This window comes from Nonomuraea aurantiaca (genome assembly GCF_020215705.1).
GTDB lineage: Bacteria > Actinomycetota > Actinomycetes > Streptosporangiales > Streptosporangiaceae > Nonomuraea > Nonomuraea aurantiaca.
The window spans coordinates 55,760-76,634 of sequence record NZ_JAIWNB010000031.1; the positions used below are offsets into that span (position 1 = coordinate 55,760).

Below are 20,875 nucleotides of genomic sequence, written 5' to 3' on the forward strand. Positions count from 1 at the left end.
AGACCTGCTCGCACCGGCCAAGGCGGATTCCTCGCGCCACACATATCGATTTGAAAATAAATTTCAGCAGGCGTGGAACCGCTCCTACCACACTGGCCTTCGGCTATGCGGAACGCGTAATCTTCTTATCCCGTTCCAGGAAGTACCGTTTCAAGGTCGTTTTCCCCGATCATGGGTCGCGGCAAATCAAGATCCGTGTGCGATCGCACGGCTCCTGTTGGTGAAAGCCGCGCACTGCAGGGTGGTCGTATGGAATTCAAGATCCTCGGGCCGATCGAGGTTCGTACCTCGCTTGGGAGGCCGTTAGCACTCGGACGCCGAAAACAGCGGGTGCTGCTGGCCGCCCTGCTGCTCAACACAGGCAAGGCGATCCCCAGCCGGCGCATACTCGACTGGCTGTGGGGCGAGCGCGCACCCGCCACCGCGGAGTCGAACCTCTACACCTACATCTCCGCACTGCGCAAGGTGCTCGGTTCCCCCTCCCGCATCGAGACCGGCTCCTACGGATACTTGCTGCGTGTCACGCCCGGCGAACTCGACGTCACGTTGTTCGAGGACCTCGCCGCGCAGGGCAGCAGGCGCTGTCCGCCGGACGCCATGACATCGCGCTCGAACGGCTGACCCGGGCCCCTTGCCTGTGGCGCGGCGAGTCCGTCCTCGAAGAACTACCCCTGCCCGCGCCGCTGCGCTGCGAGTCGGCGCGACTGGAGCGGCTGAGGGCGACCGTCGTGGACGCCTCGCTGGAGGCCGGCCGGCACGGCGAGATGCTCGCCGACCTGGAGACTCTGACCCGCAGGGACCCGCTCAACGAGCGGCTCACGGCACAGCTCATGCTGGCCCTGTACCGTTCCGGCCGCAGGCGCGGTCGATGCGATGAGGGGCCGAACGGCCATGACCTACGGGTCCCGCCAGGCGAACGCCGCCGGCGGGACCTGTGCCATCTGAAGTTCGCGCAGCCTCGACCAGCCCTGGCATGGTTCGGTCAGGTTCCAGCAATTCCTGCGGTCGATGTCGACCAGTAAGTCACGGATGTAGGCGCAGGCGGTATGGCGGGGCTCGATACGGCCGAACCGGTGCCCGATCCGGCTCATCAGCCCGCGAACGTGACCATCCAGCGGGCAGGGTCAACGCTGTTCGAGGCGACGGAAGTGGTCAAGCGAGCGCTGAGCACAAAAGTACTGGTGAGTGCCGACCGTGATGCGCAGATCGCCGGTAGCGGCGTTCTGCGCATCACGGTCGGCCTGATCCCTACTGCGGGGTGGTTGCGGGAACCGGGCGTACGGCGAGCGACTGGCTCAGCGGGCGCTTCCCACCGGTGCTGAACGGCGATCCGGGAGCCTGCTTCAGCGTGCCGCCGGATCCGATCGCGAACGCGACCACCTGGCTCGTGTCCTGGATGTTGGCGAAGACGTCCCGGCCGTCCGGTGTGATCGCGACCGCCGCGGTGCCAGGAGTGGGGGCGGGCGAGTCGGCGGTCGGCGTGAGCGAGCCGTCCGCGTGGATCGTGAAGCCGAGCAGACCGCCGGGGGGCGAGCCGGTGTCGAGGTTGGCGCAGACGTACAGGTGCTGCCCATCGGGCGTGACCTTGAGACCGACCGGGAACGGCACGGAGACCGGCAACCCGGGCACGGGTTTCAGCGAGCCATCCTTACCGACCCTGAACCCCTGCACGTTCTGCGCGACGTTCGAGGTCACGTACAACAGGCCGCCGTCCGGGCTCATCGTGATCCCGTAGTTGGCCGGCCCGGCCTTCGCCACGTCCTGCGGGGGTCCGAGCGAGCCGTCCGGCAGCACGGCGTATCTGGTGATGGGCCGCGCCGGGCTGTCTTCGGTCTCGTCCGCGTCCGCGTACGAGAGGTAGAGGAAGCGCCCGTCGGGGGACAGCACCGTCTGCTTCGGGTGGTCCGAGGTGGTGCGGAATACGGCGAACCGGCTGGGCGTGCCATCGACTCCGATGCGGTACGCCGAAATGGTCCGGTCGGCGGTATCGGTGACGTACAGGGTGCGGCCGTTGGGCGCGACCGTCGCCCCCCACGGCTCCTTCCCGGTGTCGACGAGCAGCGGATGCGGCTGGAGCGCGCCCCGCGCTCCCACTCGGAACACCGCCAGCGTGCTCGAGTCGCTGTTGACGACGTACGCGGTGGCCCCATTCGGGGTGAGGGCTATGCCCCGCGGGGTGCAGCCGGGGCCTGTGCCCTCCAGGGTGCAACCGCCGGTGGATACGGGCGTGCCCAGTGGCGACAGGGTGCCCCCGGGCCGATCGCCAGGGACGAGACATCACCGGAGACCGCGTTGGTGACGTAGAGCACGCCGCCGGAGGGTGGCAACACCGGGTCCGCAGCGGCCTGGGACGGGGCCAGAGCAGGGACGCAGAGCAGCGCGGCGGCCAGGACGGCAGCACGCGCTCTCATGAATACGGATGACACGAACGTCTCCTTCATCACTCCTTGAACCTGATTTGTCGACACCCTCATAGGCGTTCCACCCGGGTGCCATACCGTTCCATGGGCTCGTTCCGCCGTCCCCACTGAGGTAGCGGCATCGACCATGCGCTCCTCGAGGCAGATCTCCGCGAAGGAGCCCCGTCTGAAGAACTTCCAGCAGACGGGGACGCGGAACAGGTCCGGCCGATAGGGAGCGTCCAGCACCTCGGAGGCCATGATGTACAGGTGCGCCCCCTTGCGCCGCGCCACGCTCTCCGCCCAGACCTCGGCGGGAAAGACCGCGCGGCTCAGGCCAGGTGAACATCGGCCCAGTAAGGGTGCGCTCATCCGCCATGGCCTCAGCACGTCGACCGCGGCGCACCCGCACGTCGTTGATTACCAGGCATGCAAGCCCGTACGGCCGAAAACCGTTTGCCCCGCTTGGCGGGCTCGGGGGAATGTGGTGTCCATGAGGCTCTGACGGACAGCACCCCCTCTTTCGAGATGCCACGGCGCTCACTCGCCGCCGTGATGCCGCACGCCCATACCCCTGTTCAGCGAAGAGAGCGTCCTTGTCTCAGCACCCTTTCCCCACGGCCACGGTCACCGTGTTCGCCTCCCCCACCAGCTGGATCGAGTCCGATGCCGTCGCGCAATGCCATCAGGTGGCCGCCCTCGACGGCATGATGCACGTCGCCGCCATGCCAGACCTGCACCCCGGCAAGGGCGCCCCCATCGGCGCCGCCATGGCGTCGACCATCTTGTACCCGTTCCTGGTGGGCTCCGACATCGGTTGCGGCATCGCCGTGTTCCCCATCAAGCTCAAGCGCGCCGTCCCCGAGAAGCTCGCCGCCCGCTTCCCCGACCTCGACCGCGCTGTCGACCCCGTGCACGATCCCGCCTGGAACGTGATCAAGGATGACATCCCCGCAGGTCACGTCGAAGGTCTCGGGACGGTCGGCCGAGGTAACCACTTCGTCGAGCTGGCGCGAATCGGGACCGTCTTCGAGCCGGACCACGCGAGCCGACTCGGACTCGCCACCGATGACCTGGTTCTCGTCGTCCACAGCGGTTCCCGAGGGCTGGGCGAACGGATCCTGCGCGCGCACACCGAGGTCCACGGCGCGGGCCCCGCCCCTGATCCCGAGACCTACCTGGCAATGCATGACGACGCCGTACGCTGGGGATCACTCAACCGGCGGCTGCTGGCCGCCCGGGTCGCCCATGCCCTGGGGACCGAGCCCACCGAGCCGATCATCGACCAGTGCCACAACCTGGTCGAAGTCCGCGACGGGATCTACCTGCACCGCAAGGGAGCGGCGCCGGGTGACGGCCGCGACGTGCTCATCGCCGGTACGCGCGGCACCCCTTCCTACCTTGTGGCCGCCCACGCCGGGCCGGACGCCGGCCATTCCGTGGCGCACGGCGCGGGTCGCAAGATGTCCCGTGCCGACGCCCTGCGCCGCGGGCGGGCCAAGCACACGGTCGAAGAACTGCGCCGTACACCGATGGGATCTCTGGTGGTGTGCGGCGACCGCCAGTTGCTCTTCGAGGAGGCGCCGACAGCGTACAAGCGCATAGAGCAAGTGATCGCCGACCTCGTCGAGCACGACCTGGCCACGCCCGTGGCCACCACGATCCCTCTGGTCACCTACAAGACGCCTGACCTCGGGCCGGCGTCACGGAGGGACCACCGGGACCAGCGCCGCAAGCGGGGGCGGCCGTGAGCATGCACCTGGCCGTGAGCGTCCACCTGCTCCTGTCGGCCGGGCGCGGCCCGCAGGAGTGTGCCTGGGCACTGGCCCGGCTGCTGCACCACCTGGAAACCGACGCTACCCAGCAGAATCTGGAGACTCACCAGGCCCATATTGCTCCCGGTGACCGGCCCGGAACCTACCGATCGGTCCTCATCCGGATCGCAGGAGACGACTCCGAGGCGTTCGCCGCCTCATGGACCGGAATGTATCCACGATGAGCTCGTACGCGGCAACCCCACCCGCATCGAACGCCCCGAACCGTCGAAGCAGGACCTGATCCCGCAAGTGCGGACACGCCGGCGACGGTGACGGTCCACCCCGGCCACGCCCTCCGCTCCGTGTCAGGTGGAGATCGACAACCTCGGATCGACCAGGCGCTCGTTGCGCGGGTGGTGGATGTGGAAGTCCGGCATCGGCACCGCCGGCAGCTGGCCGAACGCCCCAGCCATATACCGCACCAGTCCCCTGCACCTCTCCGGATCGAACACCTCTTCATCGGTATCCTCGACGGTGCCCCCGATGACGACGTGGTCGTTGCGCGGGAACAGGTACCCGTTCTGGCCGTACAGGTATCCAAGGTTGACCTGCGGCCGCAACATCGCGAGCTGTCCCCTGAGTGGGAGCATTTCGGAGTCGTTCCACAGCTCCTTCGCGCCGAGCCCGGTGCAGTTGATGATCACCTTCTGCGTCAAGGACGTGAGCACGTCCGCGCTGTTGATGAGTCTCCGATTCACGAACGTGACGCCGCGCGCCCTCAGGTCGCGTTCCAGCCTGGGTATGAAGATCGGCGGTTCGACGAGCAACGTCCGGTACCTGTATCCGGAGGTGTTGTGCCCCTCGAACGGCAGACGCTGCAGGTATTCGCGCTGCGGCAACAGCCCTGGCACGAGGTCGTGCACCACCTCGATACCTGAGGTGGCGTTGACGCTGTAGTTGTCACACTCGGAGACGCCGAAGCCCTTGCCGATGCAGGCCTTGAACATGGTGTAGGCGGTTCTGATGATGGATTGGAGCTCCTGGACCTTCGTGAATTCCTTGGAATACTCCAAGATGGACACGGCCCATTGGCCGCCGGCCTTGTACGACGTGGTGTCGACCGGCTTGCGGTCGGAATAGATGGTGACGTTGAGGCCGAGGTCGAGCAGCAGCGTGGCGGCGGTCATCCCCATGACGCCGGCGCCGAGCACCGCTATCTCCCTTTCGACCGTCCCGGTCTCGGTCTGGCGCCGGAGGACCATGTCGCGCACCTTGGCGGCACAGCCCCAGCTCAGCGTGATGCCTCCGCCGCCATGGCCATAGTTGTGGACGACGAACTTGTCTCCCAGCACCTCCTTGTCGAGCCGATAGGACCCCTTGCGGTAGGGCCTCAGACCTGCGACGCACGCGCCCGGTTGATGGGGATCGAAGGTGAAATCCGGGGTGGGCAGGTTGGGGAGTGTGCTCACGCCACGCTCGTCCAGCAACATTTCCGACCTCCGATGAGTACTGCCCTGTGCGGTATGCCTACCCGCGCAGCAGGCCGGACTTTCCCCGGGGCTCCAACGCTTGACCGGCCTCATGGCGACTGTTTTCGAAGCGCCCCCGCGACGTCCCGGTCATGTCGCGCGGCGATCCGCCCCTGCGAAACACACCAAGGTCAAGCTTGGAGCCCGCGCGTTCGCTCCGCCGCGACTCCGGGTAAGCATCCCAAGCGGCCGGACGATCCGCGCCTGTCCCCATCCGACTGAGCTGCCGTACGGCGGGCGTTTCCAGGAGCGTCATCGTGCCCTTCACCGTTGCCGATTACATCCTCAAGCGGCTCAGCCAGCAGCAGGTCGACACTCTGTTCGGCGTGCCCGCCACGTACTGTGCGCCGCTGTTCGACGCCGTAGGCGCGCACAACATCAAGCCGGTCGTGCCGGTCAAGGGCCGCGACGGGTTCCTGTGCGGCGCTGTGTGGGCCTCCATCGGTCATTCCGTGGCCGCCGCGGTCGGCGCGTCCTTCGGGTCGAGCCGGCGCCCCCTGGTCATCTGCGGGGACGGCGGCTTCCACATGACCGCCCAGGCACTGTCCACGTTCGTACACTACGGCCGCGACCCCGTCGTCGTGGTCATCGACAACGGCATCTACGGCCTGGAGCAGTACCTCATCGACTCGCACTACTTCAGCGATCCCAGCATGCCGCCGAAGCCCTACGTCCTGCTCAACCCATGGGACTTCGTCAAGCTGGCCAACGGCCTCGGCGTCCGGTCCACCCACTCCGTCGACACCGCGGCGGAGCTCGACCAGGCGCTCGCCACCGTGAAGACATCCAGGGCCCCGGCGCTGATCGTGGCGAAGGTCAACCCGCGCGGCCTGCCGGCACAGTTGCCCTGACCCGCGGGGTGGCTCTCAGCCCTCAGCCCCGCGGCCGCTGGATATGCCGCCGGCCCACCTATGAGCGGATCGTGAGCAGGCTCACCAGGAGGGTGGTCAGTTCCGCCAGGGACAGTTCGCGTCCCCGGGCCGTCAGGCGTTCGTACTCGTCCTGCGGGAGGGCTTCGCGTACGGCGGCGGCCTCGCGGGGGCCGTCCCTCGGGTCCATCAACTCGGGGGAAAAGCCCACCCGGCGGCCGACCGCCTCCACGCCGCCCATCAGCACGGCTGCCTGCTCGGCCTGTCCGGTCAGCACGAGCGCGTGGGCGGCGGTGTGGATGAGCACAAGCCTGGAGGTGACGTCCTGGTGACGGTCGAGCGCGTTCAGAATGCCGGCGGCGATCTCCAGGGCACGCCGGCCGTCGCCACGATCGCACGCGGTCTTCATGGCGGCCCACGCGGCGGAGCCGGCCGCCCAGTCGTGGCCGCAGGAGTCGGCGGTCGCGACGGCTTCGGCCAGGACCGCGGCGGCGGTCGGAAGATCTCCTAGAACGCGGGCGAGCGTGCCCTGAACCATCAGCGCCTCGGCCACCAGCCAGTCCTCGCCGGCCCGCCGGGCGAGTTCGACCGCGCTGCGGGCGAGCGCCGGAGCGTCGACGGGTATTCCGGCGAGTACGCCGAAGTGCGTCTGGTAGACCCGCGCGGAAGCCTCGACCACCAGGTCACCGGCCTCTCGCGCCTCCTGCTCCGCCAGCACGACGGACTCGTACGCCTGCGCCGGCTTCCCGGCCAGGTAGCTGAGCCCGCTGACGGCGAGCCGGGCCCTCCCCCGGACCGCCGGCTCGGCGTGCGGCGCCGCGGCGAAAGCCTTCGACATCCAGGACAGGCCTTCGGCGATGTGGCCCATGCGGTACCAGAACCAGTACAGGGCTCCGCCCAATCGCAGCGCGTAGTCGCCATCACCGGCGGCCAGCGCGGAAGCGAAGGCGGCGCGGAACTCCGGCTGCTCCCGGGTCAGCCGGCCCAGCAGCACGGCCGCCTGAGGGCCGTGGAGCCGGCGCTCGGCGCTCTCCGCCTGGGCCAGGACCCAGGCGCGGTGCCGTTGCTGGGTCCGCGCGAGGTCGTCCAGGTCGAGTTCGCGCAGCGCGTACTGACGCAGCGTCTCCAGCAGCCGGTAGCGGCGTGGAGCGGTCCCGGGCTCGACACCGACCAGCGACTTGCGGACCAGGGCCGACAGGGGAGGCAGCACGGAAGTCTGGCCTCCGACCACGCCCGCGGCGTCGAGGTCGAACCCGGCGGCGAACACGCTCAGCCGGTGGAAGAGCCGCCGTTCCTCGGGTTCGAGCAGCCGGTGGCTCCAGGCGATCGTGGACTCCAGCGCACGATGCCGGGCGGGCAGGTCGAGAGGGCCGCCGACCAGGACGCCGAAGCGGTTTTCCAAGGCGTCGGCGATCTGGCCGACGGAGAGCATCCGGCATTGCGCGGCGGCCAGTTCGATGGCGAGCGGAATGCCGTCGAGGCCGGCGCAGAGCCCGGGGATCCGGTCGAGGTCGTCCACGTCGGGGGACCATGTGGACAGCGCGGCAGCCCGTTCCCGGAAGAGTTCGGCGCCATCGCCATCAGGGTCGAGCGGCCGTACCTCGTAGACCGCCTCGCCCTCGACGCCCAGCGCTTCGCGGCTGGTGGCCAGCACCCGCAGGCCGCCGCAGCGGCTCAGCAGCACACCGGTCAGGGTGGTGACCTCGTCCAGCAGGTGTTCGCAGTTGTCGAGGACCAGCAGCAGTCGCCGTCCGGCGAGCACGGCCGACAGGTCTTCATCCGAGGATGCCCCGGGGATGCCGACGGCGGTGCCGATCGTGGCGGGCAGCAGTTCGGGTGAGGTGAGGCCGGCCAGTTCGACCAGCCACGATCCGTCGGTGCCGTCGGTGCGGGCTCTGGCCGTCTCCAGCGCGAGGCGGGTCTTGCCCACTCCGCCCGGGCCGGTGAGGGTGACCAGCCGGTACTCGGCCAGCAGACGCTCGACGGCGGCGATGTCGTCCGTACGTCCGAGCAGGCTGGTCAAGGCGAACGGCAGGTTACCGACGGGCGGGGCGGTGCCGGGCCTGGTAGTGGCGTTGCCCACGTGAGCGTCGGCGGAGCGGGCGGGCGGTGGGTCGAGCCGGGGGTCCTGGGCGAGTACCGCGGACTCCAGGTCGCATAACGCGGGTCCGGGGTCGATGCCCAGCTCGTCAGCGAGCCGTCGCCGTGCCGTGCGCAGCGCCGCTATCGCGTCAGCCTGCCGCCCGGACCGGTACAGGGCGAGGACGAGCAGCTCCCAGCCGCGTTCGCGCAGCGGTTGCTCGGCCACCAGGGCCTCCAGCTCGCCGACCGCCGCGGCGTGCCTGCCCAGGTCGATGGTGGCGGCCAGCCGGTCCTCGTACGCGGCCGCACGTAGGTCCTCCAGCCGGGCCGCTTCCGTGAAGGCGAAACCGGCCCCGTCGAAGTCCGCGTAGGCGGGACCACGCCACAGCTCCAGCGCCTCGGTGAGCACTTCCACGGCGGGGCCCGCCCTGCCGCCGTCCAAAGCCCGCCGCCCCGCCACGGCGAGGTCGGCGAAGCGCTCGGCGTCCACCGCGGACGGATCCGTCCGCAGTGCGTATCCCGTCCCCTCACGGACCAGCAGCCGGGGCAGAGCGCCGGCCGGGCGTTCCGGCTCCAGGGCCCGGCGCAGCTGGGAGATGTACGCGTGGAGGGTCGTCGGTGAGGAGGGTGGCGAGCCTTCCCACACCTGGGACGTGATCCGCTCGGCGGAGACCATCCTGCCCCCGGCGATCAGCAGGACGGCAAGGATCGCCCGCTGCCGCAGACCTCCCAGGCCGACCGCCCGTCCCGCCAGCTCAGCCCGGAGAGGGCCGAGCACCCCGAACCGCACAACATCGGGAGCGACCCCACCCATCGGCCTCCCTCTCGCACTTTAGGAAGATCTCCTGCGAGAGTAACCGAAGGGTTGCGGCCCAGGAAGGGGCGGGAACGGGTGCCTGGTGCGGCGGTGGAGACGGTCAGCTCGAGCAGGTGGCCGTGACCGAGACGTACCGGCGGAGGGCGCCTCCGTTCGTGGCCGTCACCGTGAGCATGTCGCGGCTGAAGGCGTCGGAGTCCGTGTCCAGGCTGGTCGAGACCGACACTCCGGTGGCGGCGTTGATCTTGATCGTGTCGGTCAGCATCGTGGGGGCGTACGAAGGGCACATGACCAGGAAGGATTTGGTGGCGCCGGGCTCGACCCAGACCGCGTTGCCCGCGCCGGCCGTCGCCGCCGAGGCCGGAGCCGCGATGGCCGTCAGCCCACCGGCCATGGCGGTCGCCAGGATGATGCCCGCGGTGATGTTCTTGAACATGATGATGTCCTTTCGGGTTCGGATGCCGAGGCTCGGGATGAGCCGCGACGTCATTGACCGGCCGGGATCTGCTCCCGGGCCGGAAGTCGGAGGTGGGCCGGGCCGCCGCTGAGACGCGGCCGGAGCACACGGGCCAGGACGCCGGGCGACAACAGGAGCTGTGGAGGGGCCTGCAGGTTGGCGACGCTCAGGAAGGCCTGCCCGACCACCGGGTCCGCTTCCGCGGCCACGTGGAGGCGGGCGATGTAGCGGTTGAGCAGCTTCACGCGCAGCGGGCGTGGTGCCTCGACGGACGGGAACCGCAGATCACCACCGACCGACAGGTCCCAGGGCACGTCGATGATCCGCGCCGCCCGCTCGAAGAAGCGGCGGGCCAGGCCGTCGCGCCGGCCGTCCGCCAAGCACTCACGCAGGGCGACGGCCTCGCAGGCGGCCACCGTCATGCCCTGCCCGTAGCTGGGATTGAACTGGCACAGGGCATCGCCGAACACCACATAGCCCTCGGGGAAACGGCCCATCCGTTCGTAGCGGCGCCGGATGCTCACGGGAATGCGCATCCGCCGCGGCTCCCCCAGCGGTTCCAGGCGCTCCAGGAGCCGGTGCAGGTCCGGGACCGGAAGCCGGGCGGCGAACCCGTGGTACCCGTCCGGGTCGACGGGTGGGACGTCGTCGCCCATGCCGAACAGGGTGACGAGCCAGCGGTCTCCCTCGCCGCTGAGTGCGACCCCGCCTCTGGGGATCGACGCGCTGTGTCCCACCACCATGGCGATGAAGTCGGCGTCGCCCGGCCGCCGGCGGTACTCACGCGAGACGTACTGCAGCCGGGAGTCGATGCGTTCCTCCGGCGCGGGCTCGTATCCCAGCCGGCGCAGCCACTCCGCGCCCCGGTTTCCCCGGCCCACGGCGTTCACCACGAGATCGGCCGCCATGTCCTCGGGCCGGTGCCCCGAACGCTGTAGACGTACTCCGGTGACCGCGCCGTCCCTGCCGGCGATCGGCTCGACCACCTCGCAGCGTTCGTGGATCACCACGCCGGGAAGATCCGCGACGCGGGACCGCAGGTACCGTTCGAGTTCCGGCCGGCTCACCGTCAGGCCGCGCAGCCGCGAAGGCGCGGGGTGCAGCAGTCGGCCGTCGTTGTACCAGCGGACGTCGTCCTGGATGTCGCAGGTGGTGGCGCCCGCCGCGACCAGGTCCGCGGTCAGCCGGGGGAACAGCTCCTCGAGGATCTCGCAACCCCGGGACAGCAGGCCGTGCGCGTGATGCCCCTGCGGCACACCCCGCCGGGGGACACCCTGGGCGGGCAACGCGTCGCGGTCGATCACCGTGACCCGGTCGAACGTCTCGCGCAGCACCCGGGCCGCCAGGAGCCCGCCGATCCCCGCTCCCGCGACGACGGCGTGTCCGGTATGGATCATCCGCTTGATCATGATTCACCTCGTTGTCCGGCCGCCCGGACCAGGCGGCGCCGCGTTCACAACAACGAGAGTGGGCCGGCCTGCTTCGAGGTCGGTGGGAACCGGCTTTCCCAGCGATTTCCAAGGCTTCCAAGGCTTCCAAGCCGCCCAAGGCTTCCAAGGCTTAAGGCGTGGAAGGCCCCGATCAGCGGATCATCGTCCAGCGATCAACGAGGTGAGCAGGGCGCTCGCATCCCGCCGGGACATCGCGCGCCCGCGGGCCGCATGACGTTCGTACTCCTCCGGCGAAAGTGCCCCGCGTACGGCGGCGGCCTCGCGCGGCCCGTCCAAGGGGTCCATCAGCTCCGGGGAGACGCCGGCTCGCTTGCCGATGGCCTCCACGGCCCCCATGAGCACGGCCGCGTTCTCGGCCTGCCCGGTCAGCGCGAGGGCACGGGCCGCGCTGTGCACCGTCACCAGCCAGAAGGAGATGTCTCCGTAACGATCCATCGTGGCCAGGATGTCCGCCGCGATGGCCAGTGCCCGAGCGCCGTCCCCGCGGTCCGAGGCCGTCTTCATCTCGCACCAGGCCGCCCCGTCCGCCGCCCAGTCGTGGCCACTGGCGCGGGCGGCGCCGATGGCCTCCTGGAAGACGCCGTCGGCGCCCGGCAGATCCCCCAGCACCCGCAGGACCATGCCCTGGATCATGAGCGTTTCCGCTTCCAGCCAGTCCAGGGCGCTGCGCCGGGCCACCTCGACGGCCTCGCGGGCGAGAGCCTCGGCGTCGAGCGCCGCCCCGGTCAGCAGCCCCAGGTAGGCGGCGTACGCGGTCGCGACCGCCTCCGTCACCGGGTCGCCTGCCTGACGGGCCTCCTCCATCGCCGAACGGGCCGCCTGGTACGCCTGTGGCGGCTGTCCGGCCAGGTAGTGCAGTCCCACTACCGCGAACCGGGCACGCGCCCGGACATCCGCGCCGGCTTGCGGGGCCGCCGCGAACGCCTCGGACAGCCAGGCCAGACCCTCCGCGACATGACCCATGCGGAACCAGAACCAGAACAGCGCGCCGCCCAGCCGTAGCGCGTACTCGCCGTCACCTGCTGCCAGTGACGAGGCGAACGCGGCCCGGAACTCCGCCTGATCGCGGCTCAACCCGTTCAGCAACGCCGCTCCCTGCGGGCCGCGGAGATGACGTTCGGCGTTCTCGGCCCGGGCCAGGGCCCAGGCGCGGTGGCGTTCCCGCGCCCGGGCCAGCTCGTCGGTGGAGAGCGAGGCCATGGCGTACTGGCGCAAGGTCTCCAGTATCCGGTAGCGGCGTGGTGCCGTGCCGGTTTCCGCGGTGACCAGCGATTTGCGGACCAACGCCAGCAGCGGCGCCAGGACGGGATCGACTCCTCCCACCGCGGCGGCCGCCTCCAGGTCGAAGCCGGCTTCGAACACGCCGAGCCGGTGGAAGAGGCGGCGTTCGGCCGGCTGCAGCAGTTGATCGCTCCAGGCGACCGTGTCCAGGAGCGTGCGATGACGGTCCGGGCGTCCGGCTGATCCGTCCACCAGCAAGGTGAAGCGGTCCGCTACGGCATCGGCTATCTGGGCCACGGACAGCGCCCGGCTCTGCGCGGCGGCGAGTTCGATGGCCAGCGGGATGCCGTCGAGCCGTACGCACAGGGCGGCGATCCTTTCCCTGTCGCCCGGCTCGGCCGCCCAGCCGGGCGAGCCGGCTGCCGCACGGCGCAGGAACAGGTCCGCGGCTTCCGTGGCGGCATCCAGGGGCGGTACTTCGTAGACCGTCTCACCCGAGATGCCCAGGGGTTCGCGGCTGGTGCACAGCATCCGTACGGTGCCGCAGCGGGTCAGCAGGGTGTGGACCAGCATGGCGGCGGTGACCAGCAGATGCTCGCAGTTGTCCAGGACGATCAGCATGTCACGGTCGGCGATCATCCCGGCCAGCTGATCGGAGGACGCCGCGGTGGGCAGCCCCAGGGCGGCGGCCATGGTTCCGCTGAGCAGTTCGGGTGCGTGCAGACCTGCCAGTTCCACGAGCCAGGGCCCGTCGGCGTCGGTACGGGCGCGGGCGACCTCCAAGGCCAGACGGGTCTTGCCGACCCCGCCCGGGCCGGTGAGCGTGACCAGCCGGCGCCCGTCCAGCAGGGACGCGACGGCCGTGAGGTCGCCGCCGCGGCCGACGAAGCTGGACAGCGCGAACGGCAGATTGCCCGAGGGCTGCGCCGGAGCGGCGGCCGGAGGGTATGACACGCGGGTGGGCTCAGCCGGCACCGGCGCCAGCCGCAGGTCCTGGGCGAGTACGGCCGCCTCCAGGTCGCGCAGGCCGCGTCCCGGGTCGATGCCCAGCTCGTCGGCCAGCCTTCTGCGTACCGCTCGAAGGGTGGCGAGCGCGTCCGCCTGCCGTCCTGACCGGTACAAGGCGAGGACGAGCAGCTCCCAGCCGCGCTCCCGCAGCGGTTGCTCGGCGATCACCGCCTCCAGCTCGCCTACGGCAGCGGCGTGCTCCCCCGACGCGATGACGGCCGCGAGCCGGTCCTCGCGGATGGTGGCCCGCAGATCCTCCAGCCGGGTCGCGTCGGGCACCGCGAAGGCGGCTCCGCCGAAGTCGGCATAGGCCGGGCCCCGCCACAGCGCGAGCGCCTGTCCGAGCAGGTCCGCGGCGAGTCTCGGTTCGCCGCCGTCCAACGCGCGCCGGCCACGAGCGGCCAGATCGGTGAAGCGCTCGGCGTCAACCGCGGCGGGTACTGCCCGAAGGGCGTATCCGGGCCCCTCACGCACCAGCAACCGGGCCGGGGCGCCGGGCGCTCTTTCCGGCTCCAGCGTCCTGCGCAGATCGGCGACGTATCCATGGAGTGTCGTCAGGGAGGGAGGTCGCGAGCCCTCCCACACTTCGGACAGGATCCGCTCCGCCGAGACGCTCCTGCCCCGCGCGATCAGCAGCAGTGCCAGCACGGCCCGCTGGCGAGGTCCGCCAAGCCCTGCCGGGCGACCGCCGACCTCGGCCCGGAGCGGCCCGAGAACGCCGAATCTCACGTCCTCGGCCACCACGCTCACCAGCAGACCTCCCGCCGCACCAAACGCGCTGTGAGAATATCTTCAGAATCATCCTGAAGCGCGGCAATACTCGCGTGTCGGGCGGTTCGCGCGGCAGGTCGCGGAGAGGGCGGGATACGCTGCCCGCGGTGCCTCGAACCGCGTGACCGGAGGAGCTGATGCTGGGATGACGGCAGGGCGACCGATGCCCACACAGGACGACGTGCTCGGGTACTTCGACACGCTGTCGAACTGGGGACGGTGGGGCGACGACGACGAGCTCGGCACTCTGAACCACATCACCGACGACGTCCGGCTGGCGGCGGCTCGGGCCGTGCGCCACGGCAGGAGTGTGTCGTGCGCGTGGGAGGTTGCCGTACCGGACGACATGGAGCGGTCGACGACGACGTGCCCGTGCGCCGCCGACATGCCAGGTGCCGAGAACATGCCGCTGCCCGGATTCCGCAACGACCGGCACTGGGGCTATTCGAACGAGCGGCTCGGCATCATGTTCCACGGCAACACCGTCACCCACCTCGACTCGCCGTGCCACATCTTCTGGGACGGCACGATGTACAACGGGCGGTCGCACTCGCTGGTCGACGCCGCAACGGGATCGGCGTGGGCGGCCGTCACGGCGGCGGCCAACGGGATCATCACGCGTGGTGTCCTGCTGGACATTGCTGGGGCCCGCGATGTGCCGTGGTTGGAACCGGGGCAGGGTGTGTACCCCGACGATCTCGAGGAGGCCGAGCGTCGCCAGGGTGTGCGGGTGCGATCCGGCGATGCGGTACTCCTGCGGACCGGCTATGGCCGCGTCCGGCACGAGGCCGGTGAGGCCGGCGGTTTCACGCAGGCCGGCTGGCACGCGTCCTGCCTGCCGTGGCTGCATGAACGGGGAGTGGCGCTGATCGGCGCTGACACCCCCCAGGACGTTCAGCCGTCCGGGTACGAAGACGTGTTGATGCCGGTTCACGCCGTGAGCCTCGTCGCCATGGGCCTGTGGATGCTCGACAACTGCGACCTGGAGGCGTGCGCGGCGACGGCTGCCGAGCTCGGCCAGTGGGACTTCCACCTCGCAGTCGCGCCGGTCCGCTTCGCCGGTACGTCCGGCAGCCCAATCAACCCGATCGCCACATTCTGACCCCGGTTCACGAGGCGGGTGCGATGCCATGAAGGACCCGCCCCGCCCCGCACCCGGAACGCGGTCATGCTTGTCGACTGTGAGCGACATCACGCGTAGACCGTGACATAAGGGTGTCGCGGCGTGGCGGCACGGTTGGCTGCATGAACGTACCCACCATTCATCTGCTCGGCCTGGATCTCGACGAGCTGGCTGAGACCCGTGCCGTCAATGACCGCATGGAGAAGCTGCTCGACGGCCAGGTGCCGCTGCATGTCCAGGACGATCCCGTGGCGGCTCGTGAGTTTCAGCGCGCGGGCGGAGGCGGGTTCCCCACCCTCGCGACGGTTCCCGAAGCGAGTTGGCGGACCGTGACCACCCCCGACGGCGGCCGGCTCCGGCTCCGGGCCTTTCTCCCGTCGGACGGGCGTACACCGGAGGGCGTGTTCCTGCACTTCCACGGCGGTGGCGGGGTGATCGGCTCGGCGGACGGGCAGGATCCGCGCCTTCGCGATGTGGCCGCCAACTGCGGTGTGGCGGTGCTCAGCGTCGAGTACCGGCTGGCCCCGGAGCATCCTTACCCCGCGGGCAACGACGACGCCGAGCAGGCGGCGCTCTGGCTGGTGGCGAACGCCGCCGCCGAGTTCGGCACGCAACGGCTGCTCATCGGCGGCGAGTCGGGCGGCGCGCGGCTGGCCGTCACCACGCTTCTGCGGCTGCGTGACCGGCACGCCGTGGCACCCGCCGAGGCGTTCCTGGCCGCGCAGCTCTCCTTCGGCGGTTACGACGTGGGCCATGGCACACCCAGCAGCCGCGCGTCGGGCGATCGAAACCGGCTGATCAACCGGCCGATCCAGGAATGGTTCTGGAGCAAGCAGTTTCCGGGAATGTCGCCCGACAAACGACTCGATCCTGACATCTCGCCCCTCTATGGCGACCTGCGTGGTCTGCCTCTCGCGCGGTTCACGGTGGGAACAGCCGACCCCGTGCTCGACGACACGCTGTTCATGGCGGCCCGCTGGGCGGCGGCCGGCAACATGGCCGAGCTGGTGGTGGCGGAGGAGGGCTGGCACGGGTTCACCTTGCATCCCACGGCGCTGGCCCAGCGGGAGTTGGCGGCCCAGGAGGAGTTCCTTCGCAGATGTCTGGCCTAACCTGGTACGCGTCCGTGCCTGTACCCCGATGACGCGATGAACCGTACCGAACGCCTCTATGCCCTGGTAGACGAGCTGCGCGCGACCGCGCCCCGGCCGCGCACCGTGGGCTGGCTGGCGGACCGGTTCGGGGTGTCGCGGCGTACCATCCAGCGGGATCTACAGGCGCTGATGGAGGCCAGGGTGCCGGTGCGTGCGGAGGCCGGACCGCGCGGGGGCTGGTTCATCGACCGCGACACCGCTCTGCCGCCGATCAACCTCACCGCCGCGGAGGCACTGGCGGTGGCCGCGGCGCTGGCCGGGGCCGAGCAGACGACGCCGTTCTCGGCCGCGGGGCCGGCCGCCATGCGCAAGCTGGCGGCCGCCCTGAGCGAGTCCGCCGTGGAGGAAGTGCGCGCCCTGACCGAACGCATCCATGTGCTGCCCGCCCGCACTGCCTCAGGCGTACTCCCGGTGGTCGAGCAGGCGGTGGCCCGCCGGCGGGTTGTCTGGATCCGATACGCCGACTCGGCGGGGCGGGAAAGCGAGCGCGAGGTGGAGCCGGGCGGCCTGCTCACCGCCTCGGGCTCGTGGTATCTGATCGGCTGGTGCCGCAGCCGCCGAGCTGGGCGGGGCTTCCGCCTCGACCGCATCCTCGCCGCCGAACTGCGGGACGAGCCCTGCCCGGCCCGTACGGTGCCATCCTTGGACCACACCCTGGCCGAACGCGTCCGCCGGGCCGAAACGCTCCGGTCCCTCAGCCGGGGTACGACGCCCTCGTGATCCAAGCCGTCGCCCCCTGCGGCAGCGCGCCATGGCTTTTCCTTTTGGGAGTCCTCGGAGCGCCCTGGAGGGCCGGTCCTGATGCGCGAGGAGGAGCAGTACACGCGTGACACACTGGGATCCGTGCCAAATCAGGACAGCAGGGACAGCGAAAGGCCCCCGGAACGTCTCGCGGCGACCACCGTGGTTGCCAGCACCGGCGACGAGGACCGACGACACGTGCGGGACCGTGTGATCTTCTTCTCGGACGCGGTGATCGCGATCGCGCTCACCCTGCTCGCGCTGGAGCTGCCGGTGCCCGAGGGCCGGACCGAGAGCGAGATTTGGCACTCCTTCCTGGACCTCCTGTCGCCCGACTATCTGATCTTCGTGATCAGTTTCGTGGTGGCTGCTCGCCTCTGGTACAGCCACCAGCAGTTCTTCCGGTACGTTCACCGGGTCGACGCCCGCCTGACCGTGCTCAACCTGAGCTGGCTGCTCATGATCGTGCTGCTGCCGTTCGCGACCCGCGTCCTCGGCGCCACCGATCTCCGGTTCGGCACGATTTTGTACTCTGTCCTCATCGCCGGGATCTCCTTCGTGCTGGCCCTGATGGTCCACCACTGCGCCCGCCACGGCCTGTTCGACCAGGAGCGGGCCACCCCCCGATGGGTCCGCTCCTTTACTCTCGGCACGATCACCGCGACCGCCATCTTCCTCCTGTCCATCCCGGTGGCCTTCGTCGACGTCACCGCCGCGAAGTTGTTCTGGCTGCTGCTGTTCGTCGCGGCACGTGTGATGAACGCCCTGGTCCCGCGCGGCCTGCCGGATGGACCGCCGACCCCGCAGCCGTAGAACCCGCGAGTTTCTGCCGGCGCCGCTTGCCGGCGAACGTAGGGCGCCCTCGGCCGCGCATGAGACCTCTATGTGCTCGGGCAGTCGAACGCGCTCTTGGGCCCCCAGGTGGTCCTGAGGTCGTTGGTGTCGCGCTGCCCGCACTCCATGACGATGGAGGGCCCCATAGGCGTCGCGCGGAGCATCAGGAACCGCTTCTGGAGAGGAGCGGGCATCGCGGTCGCCCACGGATCCTTGACGAAACGGATGATCCCCGTCGCGCCCCGAAGCCCGGACTCTCCTCCGATGCGGTAGCGGAAATGGCTGGCCACTGATCCCCTCCCGCAGCCGGCCGGCCCGTTCTCCCGGCACACGGTATTGATTCCCGTCACCATGGTGACGAGGCCGTCATAGGCAACCGGCCCTCGCCAGTGGTCGTACCAGGGATCATTTGTGGTCTTGTACAGGTCCAGGTAACGGTGGGTGTAGTCATCCCCGGAGCTGTTGGGCGGGCTGCTCGGCAGCGCATGCGCGGCGTAGAAGAGCGTCACGCCGGCGAAGTCGGTGGGAAATCGCTCTTTGAGGACGGCCGTGGTCGAGAGGTCGCCACCGCTGATCACAGTGAACGACGCGGGGCAGGCGGCGCTGTCCTTGGCCGCGACGAGAAAGTCCCGCAGGCGCTCCGCCCTGCCGGACCAGAAGACCACGGTGCGGTCGTCGGCATTTTGAGTCAGTTGCGCGCACGCCTTTTCGAGCAACTCCGAGTCGCTGGTCACGAATGTGCCCGCGGGATGGACAGACGTCGCCGACCCCGGCGGCGGGAACCAGATGACGTGAGCATTGTCCACGGGGAACTCGGTCACGAGGTCCTCCCCGAGCCGGAGGCTGTAGTTGTCAGTGGGGTCGCCGATGACCAGTGCCTTGTCAGCAGGGACACAGCGACCGGATTCACCCGTCTGGATGACGTTCGCCTGTCGAGCGAACGCCGCGAACATGCGCGCCTGGTACGGGTTGTCGAAGGAGATCTGATGGTAGAGCGGATGGGCCTGCATATCCTCGGAGGTAGCGCCCATGCCGAGGATGGGCAGCCCGCCGTCGCCGAGGGTCTTGACGGCCTCGAGTGTCTGCTGTCTGCTCTCGCCAAGCCCGATGACACCGAGGACGGTCTCGGTTGACTGCCGCACCACCTGCTGAGCGATCTGAGGCGCTTGGGCATAGCCCTTGCCGGCCTCCCGGATGTCGACTACGACGAAGACGTTGCCCGAGAGCCGATCCTTCGTTCGCGGATTGTCCTCGGCGAGCTCGTTCATCTTCCGTTGCGCCAGCCGGATGCCGTGCAGTTCGGGGAGCACGCCGTTGTAGGCGACTCCGGCGTCGAAGGCGCCCGCGACACCGGAGCCCAGATAGACGATCCTCTTGATCGTGTATCTCATGTCGGGGTTCTTACTTGCCAGGCCCCTTACTCGCGTGTTCTCGTCGTCGATCGCCTGCTTGTCGGCGTTGTAGAGACGGGTCGCCTCCTGAGATGAGAGCAGGCCGAGCGGCGTGCTGGCCGTCGCTACATGACCAGCGGTCTCGCCGAGACAGGTCTCATCCCTGGACCAGGGCCAAAATTGGAAAAGCCGCGCGGCGCCGAAATAGCCACCAACGGTGGGGATCACGATCTGCAGGACGGCGACGACAGCAACCATGGCGGAGCTGCCCAGCCTCACAGGGATCTTGTACGCGCCGGCGAGCTGCTCCGCGGTGGCATCCGCCGCCATGTCCCTCGTCGTCACCCGAAGCTCGGTGTCTCCGTGCAGGATGAGACGGAGCGTGGCCTCGGCGAGATTCGGAGCTCCCGCGGCCTGACCGGATCGAGCGTAAATCACGGTGATGTGTCGCGCTTTGGTGTCCTCTATCGCTTTCCGAACGAGGTCAGCGAGCTCGTCGCCGTTCTTGATGAACAGCAGGAAACCGCTCTGCCGGCGTCGCCGCCAAGGGGACAGACGCGGGGTGAACGCCGTGTCCAGATCGCACAGGAGCGCGCGGAGAAGTACGGCTTCCTTCTTCTGTTCGTCGCTGCCGCGCATGATGGTCGCGGCCTGCTCGAAAAAATCCCCGTGGCTTCCTCCCGCGAATTTGGCGAACCAGTTGCGGCGCATGCGGCGTCGCCATGCCCCGCCGAACCGCAGCTGTTCAAACCAGCCCGCGAACACGATGACGAAGCCGACCAACCGGATCCACCAAAAGACCGGATCAGGCGCGCCCGGAAGTTGGATGAACCGGCACAGGAAAGGGTGGATCTTTCTGAAGGCACAATCCTGCGGATCCATTCCGGCGAAGGCATCCGACTCGAGTGCCCTGAAGACGTTGTATTGGGGGAAGTGAAACGTGCCCCACCCTCTCGGAGCTGTCAGCCCCATCGCGATCTGCTGCGCCACCCGAGCCCGCTCATCCACCACCGCGTGCGGCACCAGCGGCGTCCTGCCGAGCCGCAGCCGGTTTGTCAAGGCGTCGATGAGTACCGTGGGCGCCAAAGTGGCCGGACCGCCCGCGGCTCCCTCATGAATTCCTATGAGCAGGCTGCTCCGCCACTTCCTGCGGCGAAGCACCTTTTTGAAGACGGCTTTGGCGAAGTCGTCGAAGATCTGCTCCCGGCTGGTCATGTAGAGAAGTATTTTCCGGCAGGCGTCTGTGGCGGGCAAGAGAAGTCAAGCTGCAA

Annotated in this window: 16 protein-coding genes; 9 read left to right on the top strand and 7 right to left on the bottom strand. The window is 69.4% G+C overall.

All coding sequences use genetic code 11. The features are described 5' to 3' along the window. The first annotated feature begins 249 nt into the window (after positions 1–249). Both LDL49_RS45955 and LDL49_RS45960 read left to right on the top strand, forming a co-directional pair. Positions 250–621 carry an AfsR/SARP family transcriptional regulator gene (locus LDL49_RS45955; protein ID WP_225301253.1) on the top strand — a complete coding sequence of 124 codons (372 nt, stop codon included), beginning with the start codon at positions 250–252 and terminating at the stop codon, positions 619–621. Then, positions 618–1,022 carry a BTAD domain-containing putative transcriptional regulator gene (locus LDL49_RS45960; protein ID WP_263656386.1) on the top strand — a complete coding sequence of 135 codons (405 nt, stop codon included), beginning with the start codon at positions 618–620 and terminating at the stop codon, positions 1,020–1,022. Before LDL49_RS45955 ends, LDL49_RS45960 begins: the two co-directional genes overlap by 4 nt. 226 nt (positions 1,023–1,248) lie before the next feature. Here the strand turns inward: LDL49_RS45960 and LDL49_RS45965 are convergent, their stop codons facing one another. Next, positions 1,249–2,244, bottom strand: coding sequence for a lactonase family protein (locus LDL49_RS45965; RefSeq protein ID WP_308016276.1), 996 nt, complete (start codon positions 2,242–2,244; stop codon positions 1,249–1,251). Positions 2,245–2,995: 751 nt separating this feature from the next. On the opposite strand from LDL49_RS45965, the gene LDL49_RS45970 reads away from it, so the two are divergent. Both LDL49_RS45970 and LDL49_RS45975 read left to right on the top strand, forming a co-directional pair. Beyond that, positions 2,996–4,150 carry an RNA ligase RtcB family protein gene (locus LDL49_RS45970; RefSeq protein ID WP_225301254.1) on the top strand — a complete coding sequence of 385 codons (1,155 nt, stop codon included), beginning with the start codon at positions 2,996–2,998 and terminating at the stop codon, positions 4,148–4,150. Then, on the top strand, positions 4,147–4,398 hold the full coding sequence (locus tag LDL49_RS45975) for a hypothetical protein (protein WP_225301255.1): 252 nt from the start codon (positions 4,147–4,149) through the stop codon (positions 4,396–4,398). The genes LDL49_RS45970 and LDL49_RS45975 overlap by 4 nt, the downstream gene beginning before the upstream one ends. Positions 4,399–4,521: 123 nt before the next feature. Here the strand turns inward: LDL49_RS45975 and LDL49_RS45980 are convergent, their stop codons facing one another. Then, positions 4,522–5,739 carry an FAD-dependent oxidoreductase gene (locus LDL49_RS45980; protein WP_225301256.1) on the bottom strand — a complete coding sequence of 406 codons (1,218 nt, stop codon included), beginning with the start codon at positions 5,737–5,739 and terminating at the stop codon, positions 4,522–4,524. A gap of 203 nt (positions 5,740–5,942) precedes the next feature. Between LDL49_RS45980 and LDL49_RS45985 the strand changes: the two genes are divergently transcribed. Continuing rightward, positions 5,943–6,536, top strand: coding sequence for a thiamine pyrophosphate-dependent enzyme (locus LDL49_RS45985; RefSeq protein WP_225301257.1), 594 nt, complete (start codon positions 5,943–5,945; stop codon positions 6,534–6,536). 58 nt (positions 6,537–6,594) lie between these two features. On the opposite strand, the gene LDL49_RS45990 is transcribed toward LDL49_RS45985, so the two are convergent. From LDL49_RS45990 to LDL49_RS46005, 4 genes are all read right to left on the bottom strand, one after another. Then, entirely contained in the window at positions 6,595–9,450 is a 2,856-nt protein-coding gene (locus LDL49_RS45990) for an AfsR/SARP family transcriptional regulator (protein ID WP_225301258.1), read from the bottom strand. 103 nt (positions 9,451–9,553) lie between these two features. Next, complete coding sequence (locus LDL49_RS45995) at positions 9,554–9,889, bottom strand: hypothetical protein (RefSeq protein WP_225301259.1); 336 nt, start codon at positions 9,887–9,889, stop codon at positions 9,554–9,556. 50 nt (positions 9,890–9,939) lie between these two features. Continuing rightward, complete coding sequence (locus tag LDL49_RS46000) at positions 9,940–11,319, bottom strand: NAD(P)/FAD-dependent oxidoreductase (RefSeq protein WP_225301260.1); 1,380 nt, start codon at positions 11,317–11,319, stop codon at positions 9,940–9,942. A gap of 180 nt (positions 11,320–11,499) precedes the next feature. After that, positions 11,500–14,340 carry an AfsR/SARP family transcriptional regulator gene (locus LDL49_RS46005; RefSeq protein ID WP_225301261.1) on the bottom strand — a complete coding sequence of 947 codons (2,841 nt, stop codon included), beginning with the start codon at positions 14,338–14,340 and terminating at the stop codon, positions 11,500–11,502. A 166-nt stretch (positions 14,341–14,506) separates the two neighbouring features. On the opposite strand from LDL49_RS46005, the gene LDL49_RS46010 reads away from it, so the two are divergent. The 4 genes from LDL49_RS46010 (at position 14,507) to LDL49_RS46025 (ending at position 18,192) form a co-directional block, all read left to right on the top strand. Next, positions 14,507–15,463 (top strand): cyclase family protein, encoded by a 957-nt coding sequence (locus tag LDL49_RS46010; RefSeq protein WP_225301262.1) that lies wholly within the window; start codon positions 14,507–14,509, stop codon positions 15,461–15,463. Positions 15,464–15,606: 143 nt separating this feature from the next. Beyond that, positions 15,607–16,596, top strand: coding sequence for an alpha/beta hydrolase (locus LDL49_RS46015; protein ID WP_225301263.1), 990 nt, complete (start codon positions 15,607–15,609; stop codon positions 16,594–16,596). A 36-nt stretch (positions 16,597–16,632) separates the two neighbouring features. Beyond that, positions 16,633–17,358, top strand: a complete 726-nt coding sequence (locus tag LDL49_RS46020) for a helix-turn-helix transcriptional regulator (RefSeq protein WP_225301264.1) — start codon at positions 16,633–16,635, stop codon at positions 17,356–17,358. Between the two features lie 219 nt (positions 17,359–17,577). Next, the gene (locus tag LDL49_RS46025; RefSeq protein ID WP_225301265.1) at positions 17,578–18,192 is read left to right on the top strand and encodes a TMEM175 family protein; all 615 of its coding nucleotides are present in this window, start codon (positions 17,578–17,580) and stop codon (positions 18,190–18,192) included. 68 nt (positions 18,193–18,260) lie between these two features. On the opposite strand, the gene LDL49_RS46030 is transcribed toward LDL49_RS46025, so the two are convergent. Beyond that, positions 18,261–20,819, bottom strand: a complete 2,559-nt coding sequence (locus LDL49_RS46030; RefSeq protein ID WP_225301266.1) for a type 1 periplasmic-binding domain-containing protein — start codon at positions 20,817–20,819, stop codon at positions 18,261–18,263. Positions 20,820–20,875 lie beyond the last annotated feature (56 nt).